The organism is Flavobacterium circumlabens, assembly GCF_004345565.1.
Lineage (GTDB): Bacteria > Bacteroidota > Bacteroidia > Flavobacteriales > Flavobacteriaceae > Flavobacterium > Flavobacterium circumlabens.
Window position 1 is genome coordinate 452,697 of record NZ_SLWA01000002.1, and the last position, 17,895, is coordinate 470,591.

The window sequence follows — 17,895 nt, forward strand, 5'->3', positions numbered from 1 at the left end:
ATGTCATGCCGAAAAGAAAATATAAAATAGCCGTTATTCAGTTAAATCTGAATGACGTAGCCGAAAATAATCTGAAAAAATGTATCAGCTGGGTAAAAGATGCAGCCAGTAAAGGGGCTGAAGTTACTTTACTTCCCGAATTATATAGCAGCCATTATTTCTGTCAAAGCGAAGACGTGGATAATTTTGCCTTAGCAGAACCGCTTTACAGTACTTCATTTATTGCTTTTAGCGAACTGGCAAAAGAATTGGGAGTTGTCATTATTGTTCCTTTCTTCGAAAAAAGAATGGCCGGAATTTACCATAACAGTGCCTATATTATTGATACAGATGGAACAGAAGCAGGTTTATACCGTAAAATGCATATTCCGGATGATCCTCATTTTTACGAAAAATTCTATTTTACACCCGGAGATCTGGGCTTTCAGGCCATTAAAACCCAAAAAGGAACTGTTGGTACATTAATCTGCTGGGATCAATGGTATCCGGAAGCAGCACGTATTACAGCGCTGAAGGGAGCTGAAGTATTATTTTATCCAACAGCGATAGGATGGCATCCAAAGGAAAAAGAGCAGTACGGTGAAAACCAATATGGCGCCTGGATGAATGTTATGAAAGGTCATGCTGTTGCCAACGGAGTTTTCGTTGCAGCGGCCAACAGAATTGGTTTAGAACAATATCTGGAAGGTACTGATGGAATTCAGTTTTGGGGAGCTTCTTTTATAGCAGGGCCTCAGGGTGAAATTCTGGCTCAGGCCTCTCACGATCAGGAAGAAATTCTTATCGCCGAAGTAGACTTGGATTTACAGGAAAATGTACGTCAGAACTGGCCATTTTTCAGGGACAGAAGAATTGATGCATTTGGAGATATTACCAAAAGAGCAATTGATTAATTGACTTTATTACATAAAAAAAGCCGTTTCAATAATTTGAAACGGCTTTTTTAGTTTATAAGGAGAAATTTATTTTACCTTAAAAGTAACTCTTCTCACGATTTGACGGGCTTCTTTAGAATTTTTATTCACAGAAGTATCTTCACCGTTTGCAATTACATTCAGTCTTGAAGCATCAATTCCAGCGTTTATAGCTACGTTTTTCACAGCTTCAGCTCTTTTTCTTGATAATTCACTGTTGTAATCTGAGCTTCCGATTTCATCTGAATATCCAATGATATCTGCAGATTTACCAGGATTGTTTTTCAAATATTTCACTAAGAAATCCACACCTGATAAAGAAGCGTTTGTTGGTTTAGAAGAGTTAAAATCGAAATAAACATTTACATATCCTCCGTTAATTAATTCTTCAACTGTATTGTTTGTTGCTGTTTCTCCGCCTTTTTGAACGTAAGTTTTTTCTAAATAACTTTCTAATTCATCCGGTACACCATTTTGATTGGTATCAATAGATTGTCCTTTCGTATTAACAGCAACTCCTGAAACAGTATTTGGCTCTAAATCATACAAATCGGCAACACCATCTTTGTCAGTATCAATAAGATTAGTTTCGATTGTTGTAACTCTGTCTTCTAATTTATTTAATCTTTCGTTTTCTTCAGAAAACCAGTCAGCATGTTTTTCATTTTTACCTAAGTAAAAAGTCAAACCAACAGAAGCATTTAGCAATACACCATCAAATGAACCTGTAGTCGTCTGACCCATTCCGTCAAAATTGTGATTTTGTCTTCCGTTAACGATACCAGTTAAATCTCCGGTTAAGGCAATACTGTTGCTTAATCTGATTTGTCCTGTAAGACCAAGGATTCCATGACCCATGTAATCTTCTCCGTCAAAACCATTATCTGAAGTTAATTGCGAAACACCAAATCCACCATGCGCCAATATACCAATGGTATTCGTCCAGGTTTCAAAATTTAATGCTCTTCCAATATTTACAACCCCTTGCAAACTAGTTCTGATCGATCTGCTTTCGAATGCAGCAGTATTGTCGCGTTCCTGAAATTGATCATATCCAAAATCAAGTTTCACACCAAATTTCGGGTTAAACATATATCTCACACCTAAATCAGCGTGGAAAGGATTTAATGTCGCAGTAGAGTAACCCGGTGTTAATGCTCTGGTTGGTTTGTTTACACCGCCATTCAATTCGATAGACCATCTGTCATATGCAGGTTTGTCAACTGAAGGCTGAGCAGCTGTCGTTGCCATATTTTGCGCACTTGCTGCAAATGATAGTACTAAAAATGATACGGAAGCTAATGTCTTTTTCATGATATCTAATTATTTAATTTAATTTGTTAAGCTTTTATTAAGCTTAGGACAAACTTAGACCATCAATCACGAAATTCCGTTCCACTACTTTTCTGTAAATCTTATATAATTTCCACATATTGGTCAATATCACTGCAAAATTGTTAAAATAATCTAAATTTTAGCCAAAATAAAAGGGACAAAATCAATATTTTGCCCCTTTTATTATTTCGAGATGATCAAATTATTTTAAATCTGCCTGGAAAATTTTAATCGTTCCGTCACCTTCACTGCTTACGATTACCAAGCTTCTTTTTGTTGGACTTTTAGAAGCCGGAATAAAAAGTAAACCTTCAGGAGCATCACCTGTTTTTACCGTTTGTAAATATTGTGGCGAAGCAGGATTAGTCACATCATAAGTCATAAAAGCATCAGATCTTTCCAAACCCACGAATAAAATATTTTGACTGCCCATTTTGGCAACTACCACCGCTTCCGGTTCTGAACCTTTATCGTCGCTGCGTTTATCATCATAAGTTCCTAATTCATTGGTCTTTTTGTCGACATCATTTTTGCTGTCATAAACTATTTTTCCTGTATTTCCATTCCATATAGAGAAAGAACGTGCGCCAAAACTTACCATTTCGTCTAAATCTCCGTCTCCATCCGTATCGCCCATATCGGCAACAAGATTTAACCTTCCTAAGTTAGTTTCCAATTTCAAAGTAGCTGCATCAGGAAAAACGGTCGCATCTAATTTCATGTCTTTCATTCTTTTAATGTCTGAATAGGCTGTATATTCTCTCGCATCTCCTTCATTTGCAGTAACAAAATAAGGTACACTATTTGCAGAAAAATGGCTAATTGCATCCGGCATAAACATTCCTTTTACCTTCCACGGATTAAAAGCAATTTTGTCATCTTTATCACTTACGTCAATTGCATTTTCAGCAGTATTGTAATCTTTAAGGCCTAAAGGATAAATAGCGGTAATGGTTTTAGACGTTAAGTCCACTTTTGCAACTCCATTATTTTCCTGAAGTGTTACCCAGGCCATTTTGGAATCATCTGAAATCGTTACATATTCCGGCTCAATATCCTGAGCAAAACTTTTAGCAAAGGTTGAAATTCTGAAACCGTCTTTCTTCAAAGCTGCTGCCTGATTGCTGAAAGAGCTGAAATCTAAAGTGGTAACCGTATAATTATTGGCTATTTCGATAATAGAAATTGTTCCGTTTGGATCCTGAGAATAGTCCGTATTCGGTTCACCTTCGTTGGCTGTCATAATGTATTTTCCATCTGGTGAAAAAGTTACCATATCCGGCAAGGCACCAACCGTAACTTGTTTGATTACGCTATAATCGGTAGTATTAAAGATAACTACTTTTCCATTTCCTTGTTTGTTTACGGTTGATTCTAAGGCAACTGCTAATTTTCCATCAAAAACAGCAACACTGTTAGAAGCTCCTTCATAGGGAGTCAGATCTATTTTACCAATTTTGGTTGGTTTTGTAGGATCCGTTAAATCAATTACATCAATCTGATTTGTTCCGCTATTATTTACTGTAAAAAGTTTTTTTGTTTTTTCATCATAAGCTGAAATTTCAGCTGCAGCTTCTCCGCCTATCGTAATGCTTCCAATTTCCTTAAAAGCTGCCGGATTTTCATTTACAACAACCTCAGGTTCTTCGTTGTTTGAATTTTCATCGTTATTACAGCTTGTTATTATAAACAAAGCCGTTAATAATGAGATACTTAGTTTTTTCATTGTGTTGGTTTTTTAGTTTTGCCAAATGTAAATCGCAGAACGGGTCCGTATATTAAGGTTGTATTATTTAATCTTTAACTTAATTTTTATCAGGTTTTGTATTGAATTCCAATTTGATTTTCGTTGAGTTGTTTTATAATCCTTACGAATCATTATCTTTGTGCACTTTCAAATTTAGAAATGCTGTATGTCAACAAATAATAGAAGATTCCCCGCAGAATGGGAGAAACAACAAGGAATTGTATTGTGTTTTCCGCATAATGGTAACGACTGGCCGGGTAAATACGATGCCGTTCAGTGGGCTTTTGTGGAATTTATTAAAAAAGTAGCCACTTTTGAAACCGTTTTTTTGGTTGTAGCCGATGAAAAATTAAAGGAAAAAGTAGCCGAAATGTTAGAACGGGCTCATGTAAATAGTGCAAACGTTTCTTTCATCATTCATAAAACCAACAGAAGCTGGATGCGTGATTCCGGACCGATTATCGTAAAAAACGGATCCAAAAGAGAAGCGTTGAATTTCAACTTTAATGGCTGGGCAAAGTATAAAAACTATCAGCTGGATAAATTTGTTCCAGGAAAAGTGGCTGATTTTATTGATGTTCCGTTAACACAAGTAATGTACAAGGGAAAACCGGTAATTGTGGAAGGCGGAGCCATTGATGTAAACGGAAAAGGAACCTTACTAACTTCTGAAGAATGTTTGATGCATCCTACCATTCAGGTTAGAAATGCGGGTTTTACCAAAGAAGATTACGAAGCAGTATTTAAGGAATATTTAGGTGTTACCAATGTCATTTGGCTTGGAGATGGGATAGAAGGTGATGATACACACGGACATATCGATGATTTATGCCGTTTTGTAAATGAGGATACCATTGTCACAATTGTTGAAACCGATAAAAATGATTCCAACTACAAACCGTTGCAGGATAATCTGAAACGTTTGCAGAATGCGAAGTTAGAAAACGGAAAATCTCCGGTGATTGTCGCTTTGCCAATGCCAAAACGTGTAGATTTTGAAGAGTTGAGATTACCGGCGAGTTATGCTAATTTCTTAATTCTGAACAACTGTGTTTTAGTACCAACATTCAATGACAGCAACGATCGTGTGGCTTTGAATATACTGTCAGAATGTTTCCCTGACAGAGAAGTAATCGGAATTAGCTGTATCGATTTTATCTGGGGATTCGGAACTTTACATTGTCTGAGCCAGCAGATTCCGGCTTAATTTTTTTGCCACAGATTACACAGATTCTCAAAGATTATAAAAAATCATTTTAATTCATTAATCTGTGGCAAAAAAAAATAGACAAAAAAACCTTGTTAGATGCTAACAAGGTTTTTTATTTATTCGGATAATTTATTTTCTCTTCATTGTCTGATAAAAGGAGGTAACAATTGACTTGCCACTTCTCCAAAACCAATACGTACTTCATTGCTTTCGCAGAAACCTCTGATAATAACGGTATCATTATCTTCGATAAACTTGCGTTCGCTTCCGTCTTTTAATTTTAACGGATTTTGTCCTCCCCAGGTCAATTCTAACATCGAACCAAAACTATCAGGAGTTGGGCCTGAAATAGTTCCGGAACCCATCATATCACCGGAATTAATGCGACAACCGTTTGAAGTGTGATGCGCCAATTGCTGACTCATAGACCAGTATAAATATTTAAAATTCGATTTAGAAACTATGGTTTCTTCCTGATTTTCAGGTTTTATTGAAACTTCTAAATGAATGTCAAAAGCTTTTTTACCCTTAGTCTGTAAATAAGGAAGTGGTGACGGATCTTGTTTAGGACCTTTAGTTCTGAAAGGTTCCAAAGCATCCATAGTCACAATCCATGGAGAAATTGAGGTAGCGAAGTTTTTGGCTAAGAAAGGTCCAAGAGGCACATATTCCCATTTCTGGATATCGCGCGCACTCCAGTCATTCAGTAAAACCATTCCGAAAATATAATCTTCGGCTTCGTAAGTTGGGATATTTTCTCCCATTATATTGACGTCGGTTGTAATGAAAGCAGTTTCCAGTTCAAAATCTACTAAACGGGACGGACCAAAAACAGGATATTTTTCGCCGGCCGGCAAAGTTTGTCCCATTGGTCGGTGCACCGGAATTCCTGATGGAACGATAGTAGAACTTCTTCCGTGATAGCCTACCGGAATGTGTAACCAGTTGGGCAATAAGGCATTTTCCGGATCGCGGAACATTTTCCCAACGTTCGTAGCGTGCTCTTTACTCGAGTAAAAATCAGTATAATCACCAATTAAAACGGGTAGTTGCATTTCAACATCTTCGATTTTGAAAATAACAATATCGCGGTCTTTTGTTGAATCCCTAAGTTGCGGATTGGTGGCATCGAAAATATCAGCGATACGATTTCGGACCAGACGCCATGTTTTTTTTCCATCGGAAATAAAATCATTAAGGGTGTCCTGCATGAACATATCATCCGTTAAATCTATTCCTGCGAAATAGTTTAATTGTTGTAAAGCTCCTAAATCTATAGCGTAATCGCCAATTCGTGTTCCTACTGTAACGACATTTTCTTTAGTAAGAAATACACCGAAAGGAATATTCTGAATAGGGAAGTCACTATTTTCCGGTACTTCTAACCATGATTTTCTTTTGGTATCGTTGGCGGTTATTGGCATGTGAATGTTAATTATTTGTTGAAAAATTGTATGTCAAATATATCATAATCTAACAGTTTGACAAACGTTTTTTTGTATTTTTGCAGGAAATTAACGAAAAACGAAAAAATGCAACGCGACGAACAAATTTTTGACCTTATACTAGAGGAACAAGACAGACAAATTCACGGACTAGAACTTATCGCTTCTGAGAATTTTGTAAGTGATGAAGTAATGGAAGCAGCTGGTTCTGTTTTAACGAATAAATATGCTGAGGGATATCCTGGCAAAAGATACTACGGCGGTTGCGAAGTAGTTGACGTTATTGAGCAAATTGCGATTGACAGAGCTAAAGAATTATTTGGTGCTGAATATGCAAACGTACAGCCTCACTCAGGTTCTCAGGCAAATACAGCAGTTTACCATGCTTGTTTAAATCCTGGTGATACTATTTTAGGTTTCGATTTATCTCACGGTGGTCACCTGACTCACGGTTCTCCGGTAAACTTTTCAGGTCGTTTATACAAACCGGTTTTTTACGGCGTAGATGCTGAAACAGGTCGTTTGGATTATGATAAAATTCAGGAAATTGCGACTAAAGAACAACCAAAATTAATCATCGCAGGAGCTTCGGCTTATTCCCGTGATATGGATTTTGAGCGTTTCAGAGTAATTGCTGACAGCGTAGGAGCAATTTTGTTTGCTGATATTTCTCACCCTGCAGGTCTTATTGCAAAAGGATTGATGAATGATCCGATTCCACATTGTCATATTGTTTCTACAACAACACACAAAACATTACGCGGACCTCGTGGAGGTTTGATCTTAATGGGGAAAGATTTCGAAAACCCACAAGGATTAAAAACGCCAAAAGGAGAAATCAGAATGATGTCTTCTTTATTAGATTTAGCCGTTTTCCCCGGAAATCAAGGTGGTCCTTTAATGCACATTATCGCTGCTAAAGCGGTTGCTTTTGGTGAAGCGCTAAAAGATGAGTTCTTTACTTATGCAATGCAATTGCAGAAAAATGCAAATGCTATGGCAGATGCTTTTGTAAAAAGAGGATATAACATTATCTCTGGCGGAACTGATAACCACATGATGCTTATTGACTTAAGAAATAAAAATATTTCGGGTAAAGAAGCAGAGAATGCATTAGTAAAAGCAGAAATTACAGTAAATAAAAATATGGTTCCATTTGATGATAAATCACCATTTGTAACTTCAGGAATCCGTGTTGGAACAGCTGCAATCACCACTCGTGGTTTAGTAGAAGAAGATATGGAAACTATCGTAGCCTTAATAGATAAAGTACTTACGGACCACACCAATGAAGCACTTATCGAAGAAGTAGCCAATGAAGTAAATGAAATGATGAGCGAAAGACCGATTTTCGTTTACTAATAAAAGGTTTCAGGTTTAAAGTTTCAAGTTTAAAGTTTTGTGACGCGTATAAAAACGTTATGCAAAACTTTAAACTTTTTTCGTTCCTAAAAGAACCTGAAACAAAGAAAACTTGAAACTTGAAACTTGAAACAAAACAAATAAAAGACTATGGGCGTATTAAGATTACAATTGCCAACAGACCCGAGATGGGTTAATATTGTTGAGAAAAACATAGAAGAGATCTTAACAGATCACGCCTGGTGCGAGCAAAAAGCAGCAACAAATGCAATTACGATTATCACCAATAATTCTGAACATCAGGATTTGGTGAAAGATTTATTGGCTTTGGCCAAAGAAGAAATCGATCATTTCGAGCAGGTTCATAACATTATCATCAAAAGAGGCTTAAAATTAGGACGCGAGCGCAAAGACGATTATGTAAACGAATTGTATTTGTACATGAAAAAAAGCGGCGACGGAAGCCGTGTTTCCGGCCTGGTAGAAAGACTCTTGTTTTCTGCCATGATTGAAGCAAGAAGCTGCGAACGTTTTAAAGTCTTATCGGAGAATATTCAGGACGAAGAACTGGCTGTTTTTTACCGGGATTTAATGGAAAGTGAAGCAGGTCACTACACTACTTTCATCACTTACGCCAGAAAATACGGAGTCGGCATTGACGTTGAAAAACGCTGGAGAGAATGGCTGGCATTCGAAGAATCCATTATTTCTAATTACGGAAAAGGGGAGACTATTCATGGGTAGGTTTTTAGTCTCAGTTTTCAGTTTTAGTATTCCAGTCTGATTTTAGCTGTCAGTTTTTACGTTTGTCACGTTGAGCGAAGTCGAAACGCATTCCTATTGCGAAACTTTGTAATCTCTGAAAAAAAAAATCCGTTTAAATCCGCGTTATCCGTGTTCCACATAACCGCAATTTTTTAGCAATCCAAAATCTACAATCTACAATCTAAAATTCCTTACATTTGAAAGTAACGAAAATTGAAAACCATGAGAATAGAAAGTGATTTAAAATTAGGATTTAAAGATGTAATGATCCGACCAAAAAGATCAACGCTCAAAAGCAGATCTGAAGTCTCTTTAGAACGGAATTTTAAATTTTTACACAGCACTGCAAATTGGACAGGTATTCCGATTATGGCTGCCAATATGGATACTGTCGGTACTTTCGAAATGGCAGAAGTTTTGGCCGGTGAAAAACTTTTTACGGCAATTCATAAACATTATTCACTACAGGAGTGGAATGCTTTTCTTGAAAATGTATCACCCGATTTCTACGATTATATTGCGATAAGTACCGGAACAGGTAAAGAAGATTTTGAAAAAATCGGTCAGGTTATAATGGCAAATCCGTTGCTGAAATTTATTTGTATTGATGTTGCCAATGGTTATTCGGAGCATTTTGTTCAGTTTCTAAAACAAACCCGCAAACAATATCCCGATAAAGTTATTATTGCCGGAAACGTTGTGACCGGTGAAATGGTGGAGGAACTATTATTGGCCGGAGCAGATATTGTAAAAGTCGGAATTGGCCCGGGCTCCGTTTGTACCACCCGCGTCAAAACAGGAGTTGGATATCCGCAGCTTTCAGCCATTATAGAATGTGCTGATGCAGCTCATGGTTTAGGCGGGCACATTATCAGTGATGGAGGCTGCAGTACTCCGGGCGATGTGGCGAAAGCTTTTGGCGCAGGATCCGATTTTGTAATGTTGGGCGGAATGTTGGCCGGACATACCGAAAGTGGAGGAGAATTAATCGAAATTAACGGTAACAAATTCAAACAGTTTTACGGAATGAGTTCCACAACAGCAATGGACAAACATGTCGGTGGCGTGGCAGAATACAGGGCAAGCGAAGGAAAAACAGTTCAGGTTCCGTATAAAGGAAAAGTTATAAGCACCATTTTAGATATTTTAGGCGGTTTGCGAAGTACCTGTACTTACGTAGGTGCTTCACGACTGAAAGAATTAACAAAACGAACCACTTTTATAAGGGTAAGTGAACAGGAAAATCAGGTTTTCAATAATTAAAAATACTTTTTAGAATAGATATGATTACAATTTCAGAAGCGGGTTTAAAGGATATAAAAGTAATTCAGGCAATAGCGCATATAACCTGGCCCATAACGTACGGCGAGATTTTATCGAAAGAGCAGCTGGATTATATGTTAGAAATGATTTATTCAGATGAAGCACTAACGGCTCATTTCCATAACAAAGAGCAGCTGTTTTATCTGATTGCAGATGAACAAACTAATTTAGGTTTTATCGGAATTGAACATCAGTACAAAGGGGAGCCATCAACAAGAATTCATAAAATATATCTTTTGCCGGAAACACAGGGCAAAGGAATCGGTAAAAAAGTGATTGAAGAAATTGAAAAATTAGCTTTAGAAAATAAATCAACAGCACTATCCTTAAATGTAAACCGATTTAATTCGGCTTTGGGGTTTTATCAAAAAATAGGTTTTGAAATTGTTGATGAAGTCAACATCGAAATTGGAAACGGTTATTTGATGGAAGATTATGTGATGGAAAAACAATTGTAAGTATTTAAAAGATAATTTACAGCATAAAAAAGACCTGAATTCATATGAAAATTGAAATCAGGTCTTTTATTGTTTAATATGATGTCCAGTTATTCTTTTAGGTCCTCGTTAATCTGTTTGATAATCGTTTCTCCGGAATTAACCAGATTATTATAGCGTTCATAAATCTGATTCCACGGAATAAGATTTTTGGTCAGTTGTTTTCCTTTAGGTTTTGTTAATACGCTCCAATTATCAGGAATGCTTTCTGGATTATTTACATTTTCTTCTAAATAATTCTGTAATTTTTTTTGGTTTGACATCCATCCGGATTCAGATGAACTAACTTCAGAAATTGTCTCCTGATAAAATTTCAGGATATTCAGGGAAAGCGAATCATTTTCTATGTTTCCAATTCTTCCGGAAGATACAAAACCGTTAAATCTGTAAATTTTAGGCCGTAAATACACGTTTGTATTAATATAAGCCAATTGTTTTTTTAGATCTTCCTGATCGTACGGTTTGTTTTTATCCAGATTATTCAGTGCAGTATATACTTTTCCAAATTCCTGATATTGTTTAATAATAGCTTTACTGTCATCAACATCACTTTGTATATCGGATTTTAAGCCAAGTAAAAACTTCTTCACCTGTTCCTGCTCGTGCCTGTGTTCGCTCCATCCGTGTAACCAAATCGATAAGGATACTGCAAAGACAATAATGAAAATTTCTAAACCAATTTCTTTAATCTTTTTAAAAGTACTGTGCTTTTCGTTTGTTGCTATTTCATGCATTTTTTTGGTGTGTTTAATTACTTCAAGTTCTGCCATTTCTTTGTGAATTTGGTTTAGGTGTTGCAAAAATATGTGAAACAGAGTTAAAATCTTAGAAATATCTAAAATTATTTGATGAAAAATATTGAGATAAAAAACTTAAATTATAATCTCGCAAAGTTGTAAAATCGCAAAGTTTAGTAGTTAGTTTTTTAACTTGGCGTCTTTGCGCCTTTGCGAGCATTTTGCATTAAGGCTAAATAACTTAAAGTTATAATCTCCCAAAGCCATTAAATCAGATAGTTTTCGATTTAATTTATTAAAAGGCGCTGCTTTTTTTATTCTCATTAACTCACAATAATATCATGCTTAAACAGCAGTCCTTTAACCTCTTTCAAAGCAAAAACCGCTTTCTTTAATTTAGTTTTCGATGGATCAATGGTGTAGTTATAGCTGGTTTTAAAATCAGCTTTATTAGCAATCGCTTTATCAAATTCAGAGCGGTATAAATCACAATTATCAAAAAGTACGCTTGTAAGATCTGTGGCCATAAAATCTACCGCAATCAAACTGCAATTCGTAAAAGTGGTTCCTTTTATTTTTAAGGTATAGAACTTCGAAAAGTCTAAAATACAATCATAGAAATGAACTTCAAAGATCAGTTTGTCGCACATGGCAAAATTAACTTCCTTAATTTCGCAACGGTTAAAAGTGGCTGTTCTGAAAGCGACATAATTGATTTTGGCCTCACTGAAAATACAATCATTAAAAACACAATCGATAAAGGTAACGGCTAAAAAAGTACAGGCTGAGAAGTTGCAGTTATTGAAAACACAGCATTCAAAATCCTTGAAATTGGCGTCATCCCTGCCATAAGTAATGGTATCGTATTCTTTATCAAGGAAATATTCGGATTGTTTTTTCAATGCTTTTTAATCGTTATTTGAGAGTGAAAAGATAATAATTACGTTGTTATTTGATACGTTTTGGCTTGTTATTTTTAAAATGTAAATGAATTTATAAGAATTTAACCGTGAATAATTTAATATTTAAATTTTAAAGTACTTTTAGTCATAATAAATTCATAATAATAAATTATTGTGATTTGTATTCTGAACTCAATTCTTATTTTTGTTGTATATACATATATTCATATGAAATTACTAATAGTCGAAGACGAACCCAATCTTTTATCCATTTTACGTAAAGGATTTGCTGAAAATAATAATGAAGTAAGTGTTGCCCTTGATGGCAGAACAGCTTTAGAGATGATTCATAATTATACGTTCGATGTTGTAATTTTAGATGTAATGTTACCCGATATCAACGGAATTGAAATTTGCAGAAGATTACGTGCCGGTAAAAATTTTGTTCCTGTTTTGCTTTTAACAGCACTTGGAACTTCAGAAAATATTGTAACAGGCCTGAATGCCGGAGCCGATGATTATTTGGTAAAACCTTTTAAATTTGGAGAACTCGATGCAAGGGTAAATGCCTTAAACAGAAGAGCCAATCAGGATACGGAAAAAATAGATACTATAGTCATTAGTGATTTAGAAATAAACGGAAGAGCCAAAACCGTAAAAAGAGACGGAGAACCTATTGTTTTAACCGCCAAAGAATTTAAGTTACTCTATTATTTAGCCAAAAATAGTGGCAGAATTGTATCCAGAGATCAGATTTTAGATAACGTCTGGGATATAAATTTTGATATGAACACCAATGTTGTCGATGTTTACATCAATTATTTAAGAAAAAAAATAGATAAACCTTTTGCAACCAAGCTTATTCACACGATGAAAGGTTTAGGTTATGTGATACAGCCTTAATTATGGATATAAGAAAAAAAATTACGGTTACTTACGTGGCGCTTTCTACTTTTAGTACACTATTATTGTGTATTGTTGTTTTTGTTTTGTTTCGCGAAAATAACCGATATTACTTCTTAAAACGATTAGAAGACAGAGCCAAAATTGTAGCTTCCATTCATTTTCAGAAAGATCCTGAAAAGATCAAATATTACAGCAATCTTAAAAAAAATGGCCTTGAAGAACTGATCGAAGAGGAAGAATTTGTGCTTAAAATAAACAGTGCTAGCAGTTTTGATTATAATACAAACCTGAATTTACCGAATAAATTTTATACCAACGTCTTAAAAACCGGAAGAGACTTTTTTGAAATTGACAATAAATATTACTTAGGGCAGGTCTTCACAGAAAACCATCAAAAATATATTGTAATTGTTGGTGCGAGGGACAGAAAGGGAACTACGACAACCATTTATATTGTAAAAATCATGCTCTTTGGCGGTATTGCTTTTGTATTTCTGGCCTTCTTTTTAGGTCGTTTTCTGGCAAAAAGGGTCATCAATCCGGTAGCAAGAATTACGAAGGAAGTCAACAGAATCAGCGCTTCCAATCTTCACAACAGGCTGCCTGAAGTCAAAAATTCAGATGAAATCTCAGATCTTACGGAAACGTTTAATGATATGCTGGACCGTCTGGAAACTTCCTTTGAAATACAGGCGAACTTTATCAATAACGCTTCTCATGAGTTAAAAACGCCTATTACGACTATTATAGCAGAGTCTGAGATCATGCTTCTGAAAGAAAGACAGGTGCCGGAATACATTCAGTCGCTGGAAAATATTTACAGTCAGGCATCAAGATTAGGGAACCTGACTGAAAGCTTGCTTAAATTAACACAAACTGGTTATGACGGAAAAAAACAGGTACTCGATATTGCCCGAATTGACGAATTACTGATGGATGTAAAGTCGGATCTGGATAAAATTTTCCCGGATAACCGCGTGAGCATTAAACTTAATTTTGCGCCTAAAGATTCTAATTTATTATTGATTCCGTGTAACAAGCCTCTTTTAGAGCTGGCCATCAATAATATCATTACCAATGGAGTAAAATATTCCGACAATAATGAGGTTTTTGTATCGCTTTCCGCTACTACTGACTGGATTAAAATTGCCATAAACGATATCGGAATCGGAATTCCGCCGGAAGATATTCCACACTTATATGAACCTTTTTTCAGAGGGAAAATTGCAGCCAAATATATCGGCTACGGTTTAGGGCTTCCGTTGGCTTCTAAAATTATCCGCATGCATGATGGGGAAATACAGGTGCAATCCGAACAAAACAAAGGCACTATTGTCACCATTATTTTTAAGAAAGACAAGACCGGAAAAACCAACATTAAAAAATCTAATGTTGAATCTTAGGAAATTCTAATTTTAACTTAAGACCCTTCTAATTTGCAGGGAGTTATTTTGTAAGTATAAACTAAACAAGTATACTTATGAAAAATTTCCTTATACCCACCACTTTAAAAGAAGATACGATCAGCGCTGTTAAATCAGCTGTAAATCAGGCAAAAAACACCAATTGTGAAATCGTCTTAATGATGACTTCAGATGCTCCCGACTCTTTTTCATCTTCCCAGTTTTTGCGTGAAATGAGAGTTGGCCTTACCACAAGCCAGGAAGAAGTCCTGGAAACCTGCCGCTATATTATTGAGCACAGTGCCAACTGCAAAATAAAAGTGCACAACCAATACGGACTTTCATCACCGGTTTTCAAAGGAATTATTGATGCTTTTGATGTGAAGCTGGTCATTCTGACCCATTCTTATAAACAAGAAACAAAACGTATTCACCAATATCTGGTAAAACTAGCCGGAAACCAAAGATGTCCTATTTTGCATTTAGGAACAGAAGCTGTCAAAGAAGATTTCAACAAAGCACTTTATATCGAAAACAGTAATGCCAACATGCATGTCAAAGATGTTCAGCAGTTTCTGAGCCAGAATTTCTCTTATGAAATAGTAAGTCAGACCGCTAATTTTGATGATAACTACGAAGAATTTGCGCCTTACTTATCAGAAGCCATTTCAAAGTACGACATCGATTTGCTGGTAGAAACACGCAAAGGCGAAAAAATCAAATTCAAAAAATCTAAAAAAGAAAATATCAACGATAAACTTGGACTTCCTGTGTTATCACTTTACGAAGAATTAGTCTAAAATCTAATTGCTTAATAAAAACAAGTTTAATTTAAAACCGAAAATATGTTATTAAAGAAAAGAATTCCCATGAAGTACGTTCTCGGAAAAATTAAAGTAGAATTAAGCCTGGTACTGGCTTACACAATTTTGTTTGAAATTTTCCACAATTATTTTATAAACCTTCCCGTAGATATTCCAATTGCAATACCCACAATGATTGGTACTATTATATCCTTATTATTAGCTTTTAAGTCTAATCAGGCCTATGACAGATGGTGGGAAGCACGTATTGTCTGGGGAGCTATTGTAAACGATTCCAGAACGTTGATCCGTCAGGTATTGACTTTTTATAAAGATCCTGATTTTTCTGTGGAAGCAAGCGAGTTCAAAGAAAATTTCGCGAAAAGACAAATTGCATGGTGTTATAGTTTAGGTCAGGCATTAAGAAACAGAGATGCCATAACGCCCATTGAAGGATTAATCAGTGAAGAAGAACTGCGATTTGTAAAAAATCATCAAAACATACCGAATGCCATTTTAATGCTTCATGCGAAAGATCTTCGAAATGCTAAAAATACGAAGCACATCAACATGTATCAGCAGGTAGAAATCGATAATACTCTGTCGCGATTATGTGATGCAATGGGTAAATGTGAGCGTATTAAAAACACCATTTTTCCAACAACCTACAGTATGTACATCAGATTGACCCTGTGTTTATTTATTTTGCTATTGCCTTTTGGATTAATCAGTGTCTTAAGCTGGTTTGCTATTCCGTTGATTACCGCTATTGCCGGAGCTTTCTTTTTAATTGAAAGAATGGCAATCCACTTGCAGGATCCTTTCGAAAACAGACCTACAGATACACCGGTAACGGCTATTTCGAACACTATTGAAAAAAATATCATGCAGATGCTAAACGAATATCAAAGCGAATTTGATATCATCAAAGAATTTAATCTTAGTGCAGAACCTGCAAAAGTAGACAAGAATACCTATTATGTTTTATAATTAATGTTAGTCAATTTTAATTGTTGGCCAGACAATGCATGTATTTGTATTGTCTGGTTTTTTATTTTAATAAGAATGAAGCAATCTGCCCAAAGTCTGAATCGATTGTCGTAATTCATTGGTCCAGGGCAAACCAAAACTCAGACGCATGCAATTGGAGAACTGATCCTGAAAAGAAAAAATCCTACCCGGAGCAATACTGATACGATGTTTCATCGCCAGATGATAAAAATCGGCGGTATCTATTTTTTTATCCAGTTCTACCCAAAGAAAAAAACCGCCTTGTGGCTGACTCACTTTTGTTCCCGTCGGAAAAGATTCCAGAACCGTGTTGATGTAATTATTGCAATTGTGATTCAGGATCTGACGAATTTTCCGGAGATGATTCTCATAGCGTCCGTTTTTAAGAAAATCACCCACAACCTCATGCGTGATGGTAGGAGAGGAGAGTGTATGGTAAATTTTATTTCTCAGGATTTCCTTTTTAAATTTCCCCGGCGACACCCATCCCACGCGATAACCCGGAGCCAGTGTTTTAGATACCGAACTGCAGCAAAGCACAATACCGCTTTCGTCATAGGTTTTGCAATTGGTAGGACGGCTGGAGCCAAAATACAAATCACCATGAATATCGTCTTCAATTAAAGGAACATTATAAAATTCCATCAATCGGACAATCTCTTTTTTGTGCTCAACAGGCATCATGCTTCCGGAAGGATTGCTGAAATTACTCATAAGCACACAGGCCTTTACTTTTTTGGTGGAAATGGCTTTTTTTACGGCATCCAATTCTATTCCTGTTGTCATATTGGTTGGCAGTTCCATGATATATAAGCCCAATGATTTTGACAATTGCAGCAGGCCAAAATAAGCGGGGCTTTCAATAATAATGGTGTCTCCCGGTTTTGTTAGTGTCATTAAACAATGCGAGATCGCACTTGTACAGCCCGGCGTTGTAATAATATCCTCTTCGGTAAGCGACCCGCCCCAGGTAAAAGACCATCTGGCAATTTCCCGTCTTAAATTCGGATTGCCCTGTATTTCTTCATAACTCGTTCCGCTATTGGGCAAGGAACGCATCGCCTGAATCATTCCTTTGTTTAATTTTGCAATAGGAAGAAGTTCATTCGAAGGAAAACCCAAAGAAAGCATCGTGATATTTTTATCGGTCATATTGCCGTAAACCTGATCGATTAAATCTTCGCGGTCAATATTCAGGCATTTTGAAACCGGACTGCTTGAACTCGGTTCCGCAATTACTCTTGCAGAAGTATTACTCACATAATAACCGGATTGCGGTCTGGATTCGATCAGAGAACGGCTTTCGACTTCATAATAGGCCTTACTGACAGTGCTCATGCTGTAACCGGTTTCAGAACAGACTTCCCGAATCGAGGGCAGCTTATCCCCAACATTCAGAACACCCGATTTTATCTGTTTTTCAATTCGGTCCGCAAACTGAAGATATAAGTAATTGGAATTTTTCATAAAAAAAACTGTTATGGTGCAATTTACAAAAACTGTATCTGTATTGCTGTTTTATTTTTATGAAATTT

General features: G+C 36.2%; 16 protein-coding genes. 10 read left to right on the forward strand and 6 right to left on the reverse strand.

Features of this window, described 5'->3' with window-relative positions:
* Positions 1–5 precede the first annotated feature (5 nt).
* Positions 6–893, forward strand: coding sequence for a carbon-nitrogen hydrolase (locus EV142_RS06485; RefSeq protein WP_132033680.1), 888 nt, complete (start codon positions 6–8; stop codon positions 891–893).
* A 69-nt stretch (positions 894–962) separates the two neighbouring features.
* Here the strand turns inward: EV142_RS06485 and EV142_RS06490 are convergent, their stop codons facing one another.
* Both EV142_RS06490 and EV142_RS06495 read right to left on the reverse strand, forming a co-directional pair.
* Positions 963–2,228, reverse strand: coding sequence for an OmpA family protein (locus EV142_RS06490; protein ID WP_132033682.1), 1,266 nt, complete (start codon positions 2,226–2,228; stop codon positions 963–965).
* A gap of 223 nt (positions 2,229–2,451) precedes the next feature.
* Positions 2,452–3,975, reverse strand: coding sequence for a choice-of-anchor I family protein (locus EV142_RS06495; protein ID WP_132033684.1), 1,524 nt, complete (start codon positions 3,973–3,975; stop codon positions 2,452–2,454).
* Positions 3,976–4,162: 187 nt separating this feature from the next.
* On the opposite strand from EV142_RS06495, the gene EV142_RS06500 reads away from it, so the two are divergent.
* Positions 4,163–5,203, forward strand: coding sequence for an agmatine deiminase family protein (locus EV142_RS06500; RefSeq protein ID WP_132033686.1), 1,041 nt, complete (start codon positions 4,163–4,165; stop codon positions 5,201–5,203).
* A gap of 143 nt (positions 5,204–5,346) precedes the next feature.
* On the opposite strand, the gene fahA is transcribed toward EV142_RS06500, so the two are convergent.
* Positions 5,347–6,630 (reverse strand): fumarylacetoacetase, encoded by a 1,284-nt coding sequence (fahA, locus tag EV142_RS06505; RefSeq protein ID WP_132033688.1) that lies wholly within the window; start codon positions 6,628–6,630, stop codon positions 5,347–5,349.
* A 108-nt stretch (positions 6,631–6,738) separates the two neighbouring features.
* Between fahA and glyA the strand changes: the two genes are divergently transcribed.
* The 4 genes from glyA (at position 6,739) to EV142_RS06525 (ending at position 10,559) form a co-directional block, all read left to right on the forward strand.
* Entirely contained in the window at positions 6,739–8,013 is a 1,275-nt protein-coding gene (glyA, locus tag EV142_RS06510) for a serine hydroxymethyltransferase (RefSeq protein ID WP_132033690.1), read from the forward strand.
* Between the two features lie 150 nt (positions 8,014–8,163).
* Positions 8,164–8,757 (forward strand): tRNA-(ms[2]io[6]A)-hydroxylase, encoded by a 594-nt coding sequence (miaE, locus tag EV142_RS06515; RefSeq protein WP_132033692.1) that lies wholly within the window; start codon positions 8,164–8,166, stop codon positions 8,755–8,757.
* Positions 8,758–9,000: 243 nt separating this feature from the next.
* Entirely contained in the window at positions 9,001–10,041 is a 1,041-nt protein-coding gene (locus tag EV142_RS06520) for a GMP reductase (RefSeq protein ID WP_132033694.1), read from the forward strand.
* A gap of 20 nt (positions 10,042–10,061) precedes the next feature.
* Positions 10,062–10,559 (forward strand): GNAT family N-acetyltransferase, encoded by a 498-nt coding sequence (locus EV142_RS06525; RefSeq protein ID WP_132033696.1) that lies wholly within the window; start codon positions 10,062–10,064, stop codon positions 10,557–10,559.
* A gap of 89 nt (positions 10,560–10,648) precedes the next feature.
* On the opposite strand, the gene EV142_RS06530 is transcribed toward EV142_RS06525, so the two are convergent.
* Both EV142_RS06530 and EV142_RS06535 read right to left on the reverse strand, forming a co-directional pair.
* On the reverse strand, positions 10,649–11,368 hold the full coding sequence (locus tag EV142_RS06530; protein ID WP_132033698.1) for a DUF6090 family protein: 720 nt from the start codon (positions 11,366–11,368) through the stop codon (positions 10,649–10,651).
* A gap of 290 nt (positions 11,369–11,658) precedes the next feature.
* Positions 11,659–12,237 carry a pentapeptide repeat-containing protein gene (locus EV142_RS06535; protein ID WP_132033700.1) on the reverse strand — a complete coding sequence of 193 codons (579 nt, stop codon included), beginning with the start codon at positions 12,235–12,237 and terminating at the stop codon, positions 11,659–11,661.
* 228 nt (positions 12,238–12,465) lie between these two features.
* On the opposite strand from EV142_RS06535, the gene EV142_RS06540 reads away from it, so the two are divergent.
* The 4 genes from EV142_RS06540 to EV142_RS06555 all read left to right on the forward strand — a co-directional run bounded on the left by EV142_RS06540 (position 12,466) and on the right by EV142_RS06555 (position 16,339).
* A complete protein-coding gene (locus EV142_RS06540) occupies positions 12,466–13,140 on the forward strand; it encodes a response regulator transcription factor (RefSeq protein ID WP_132033702.1) in 675 nt (224 codons plus the stop codon).
* Between the two features lie 2 nt (positions 13,141–13,142).
* Positions 13,143–14,546 (forward strand): HAMP domain-containing sensor histidine kinase, encoded by a 1,404-nt coding sequence (locus EV142_RS06545; protein WP_132033704.1) that lies wholly within the window; start codon positions 13,143–13,145, stop codon positions 14,544–14,546.
* A gap of 77 nt (positions 14,547–14,623) precedes the next feature.
* Positions 14,624–15,346: a hypothetical protein gene (locus tag EV142_RS06550; protein WP_132033706.1), complete on the forward strand. Its 723-nt coding sequence runs from the start codon at positions 14,624–14,626 to the stop codon at positions 15,344–15,346.
* 45 nt (positions 15,347–15,391) lie between these two features.
* On the forward strand, positions 15,392–16,339 hold the full coding sequence (locus EV142_RS06555; RefSeq protein WP_132033708.1) for a bestrophin family protein: 948 nt from the start codon (positions 15,392–15,394) through the stop codon (positions 16,337–16,339).
* A 66-nt stretch (positions 16,340–16,405) separates the two neighbouring features.
* Here EV142_RS06555 and EV142_RS06560 read toward each other — a convergent pair whose 3' ends face one another.
* The gene (locus EV142_RS06560) at positions 16,406–17,827 is read right to left on the reverse strand and encodes an aminotransferase-like domain-containing protein (RefSeq protein ID WP_132033710.1); all 1,422 of its coding nucleotides are present in this window, start codon (positions 17,825–17,827) and stop codon (positions 16,406–16,408) included.
* Positions 17,828–17,895 lie beyond the last annotated feature (68 nt).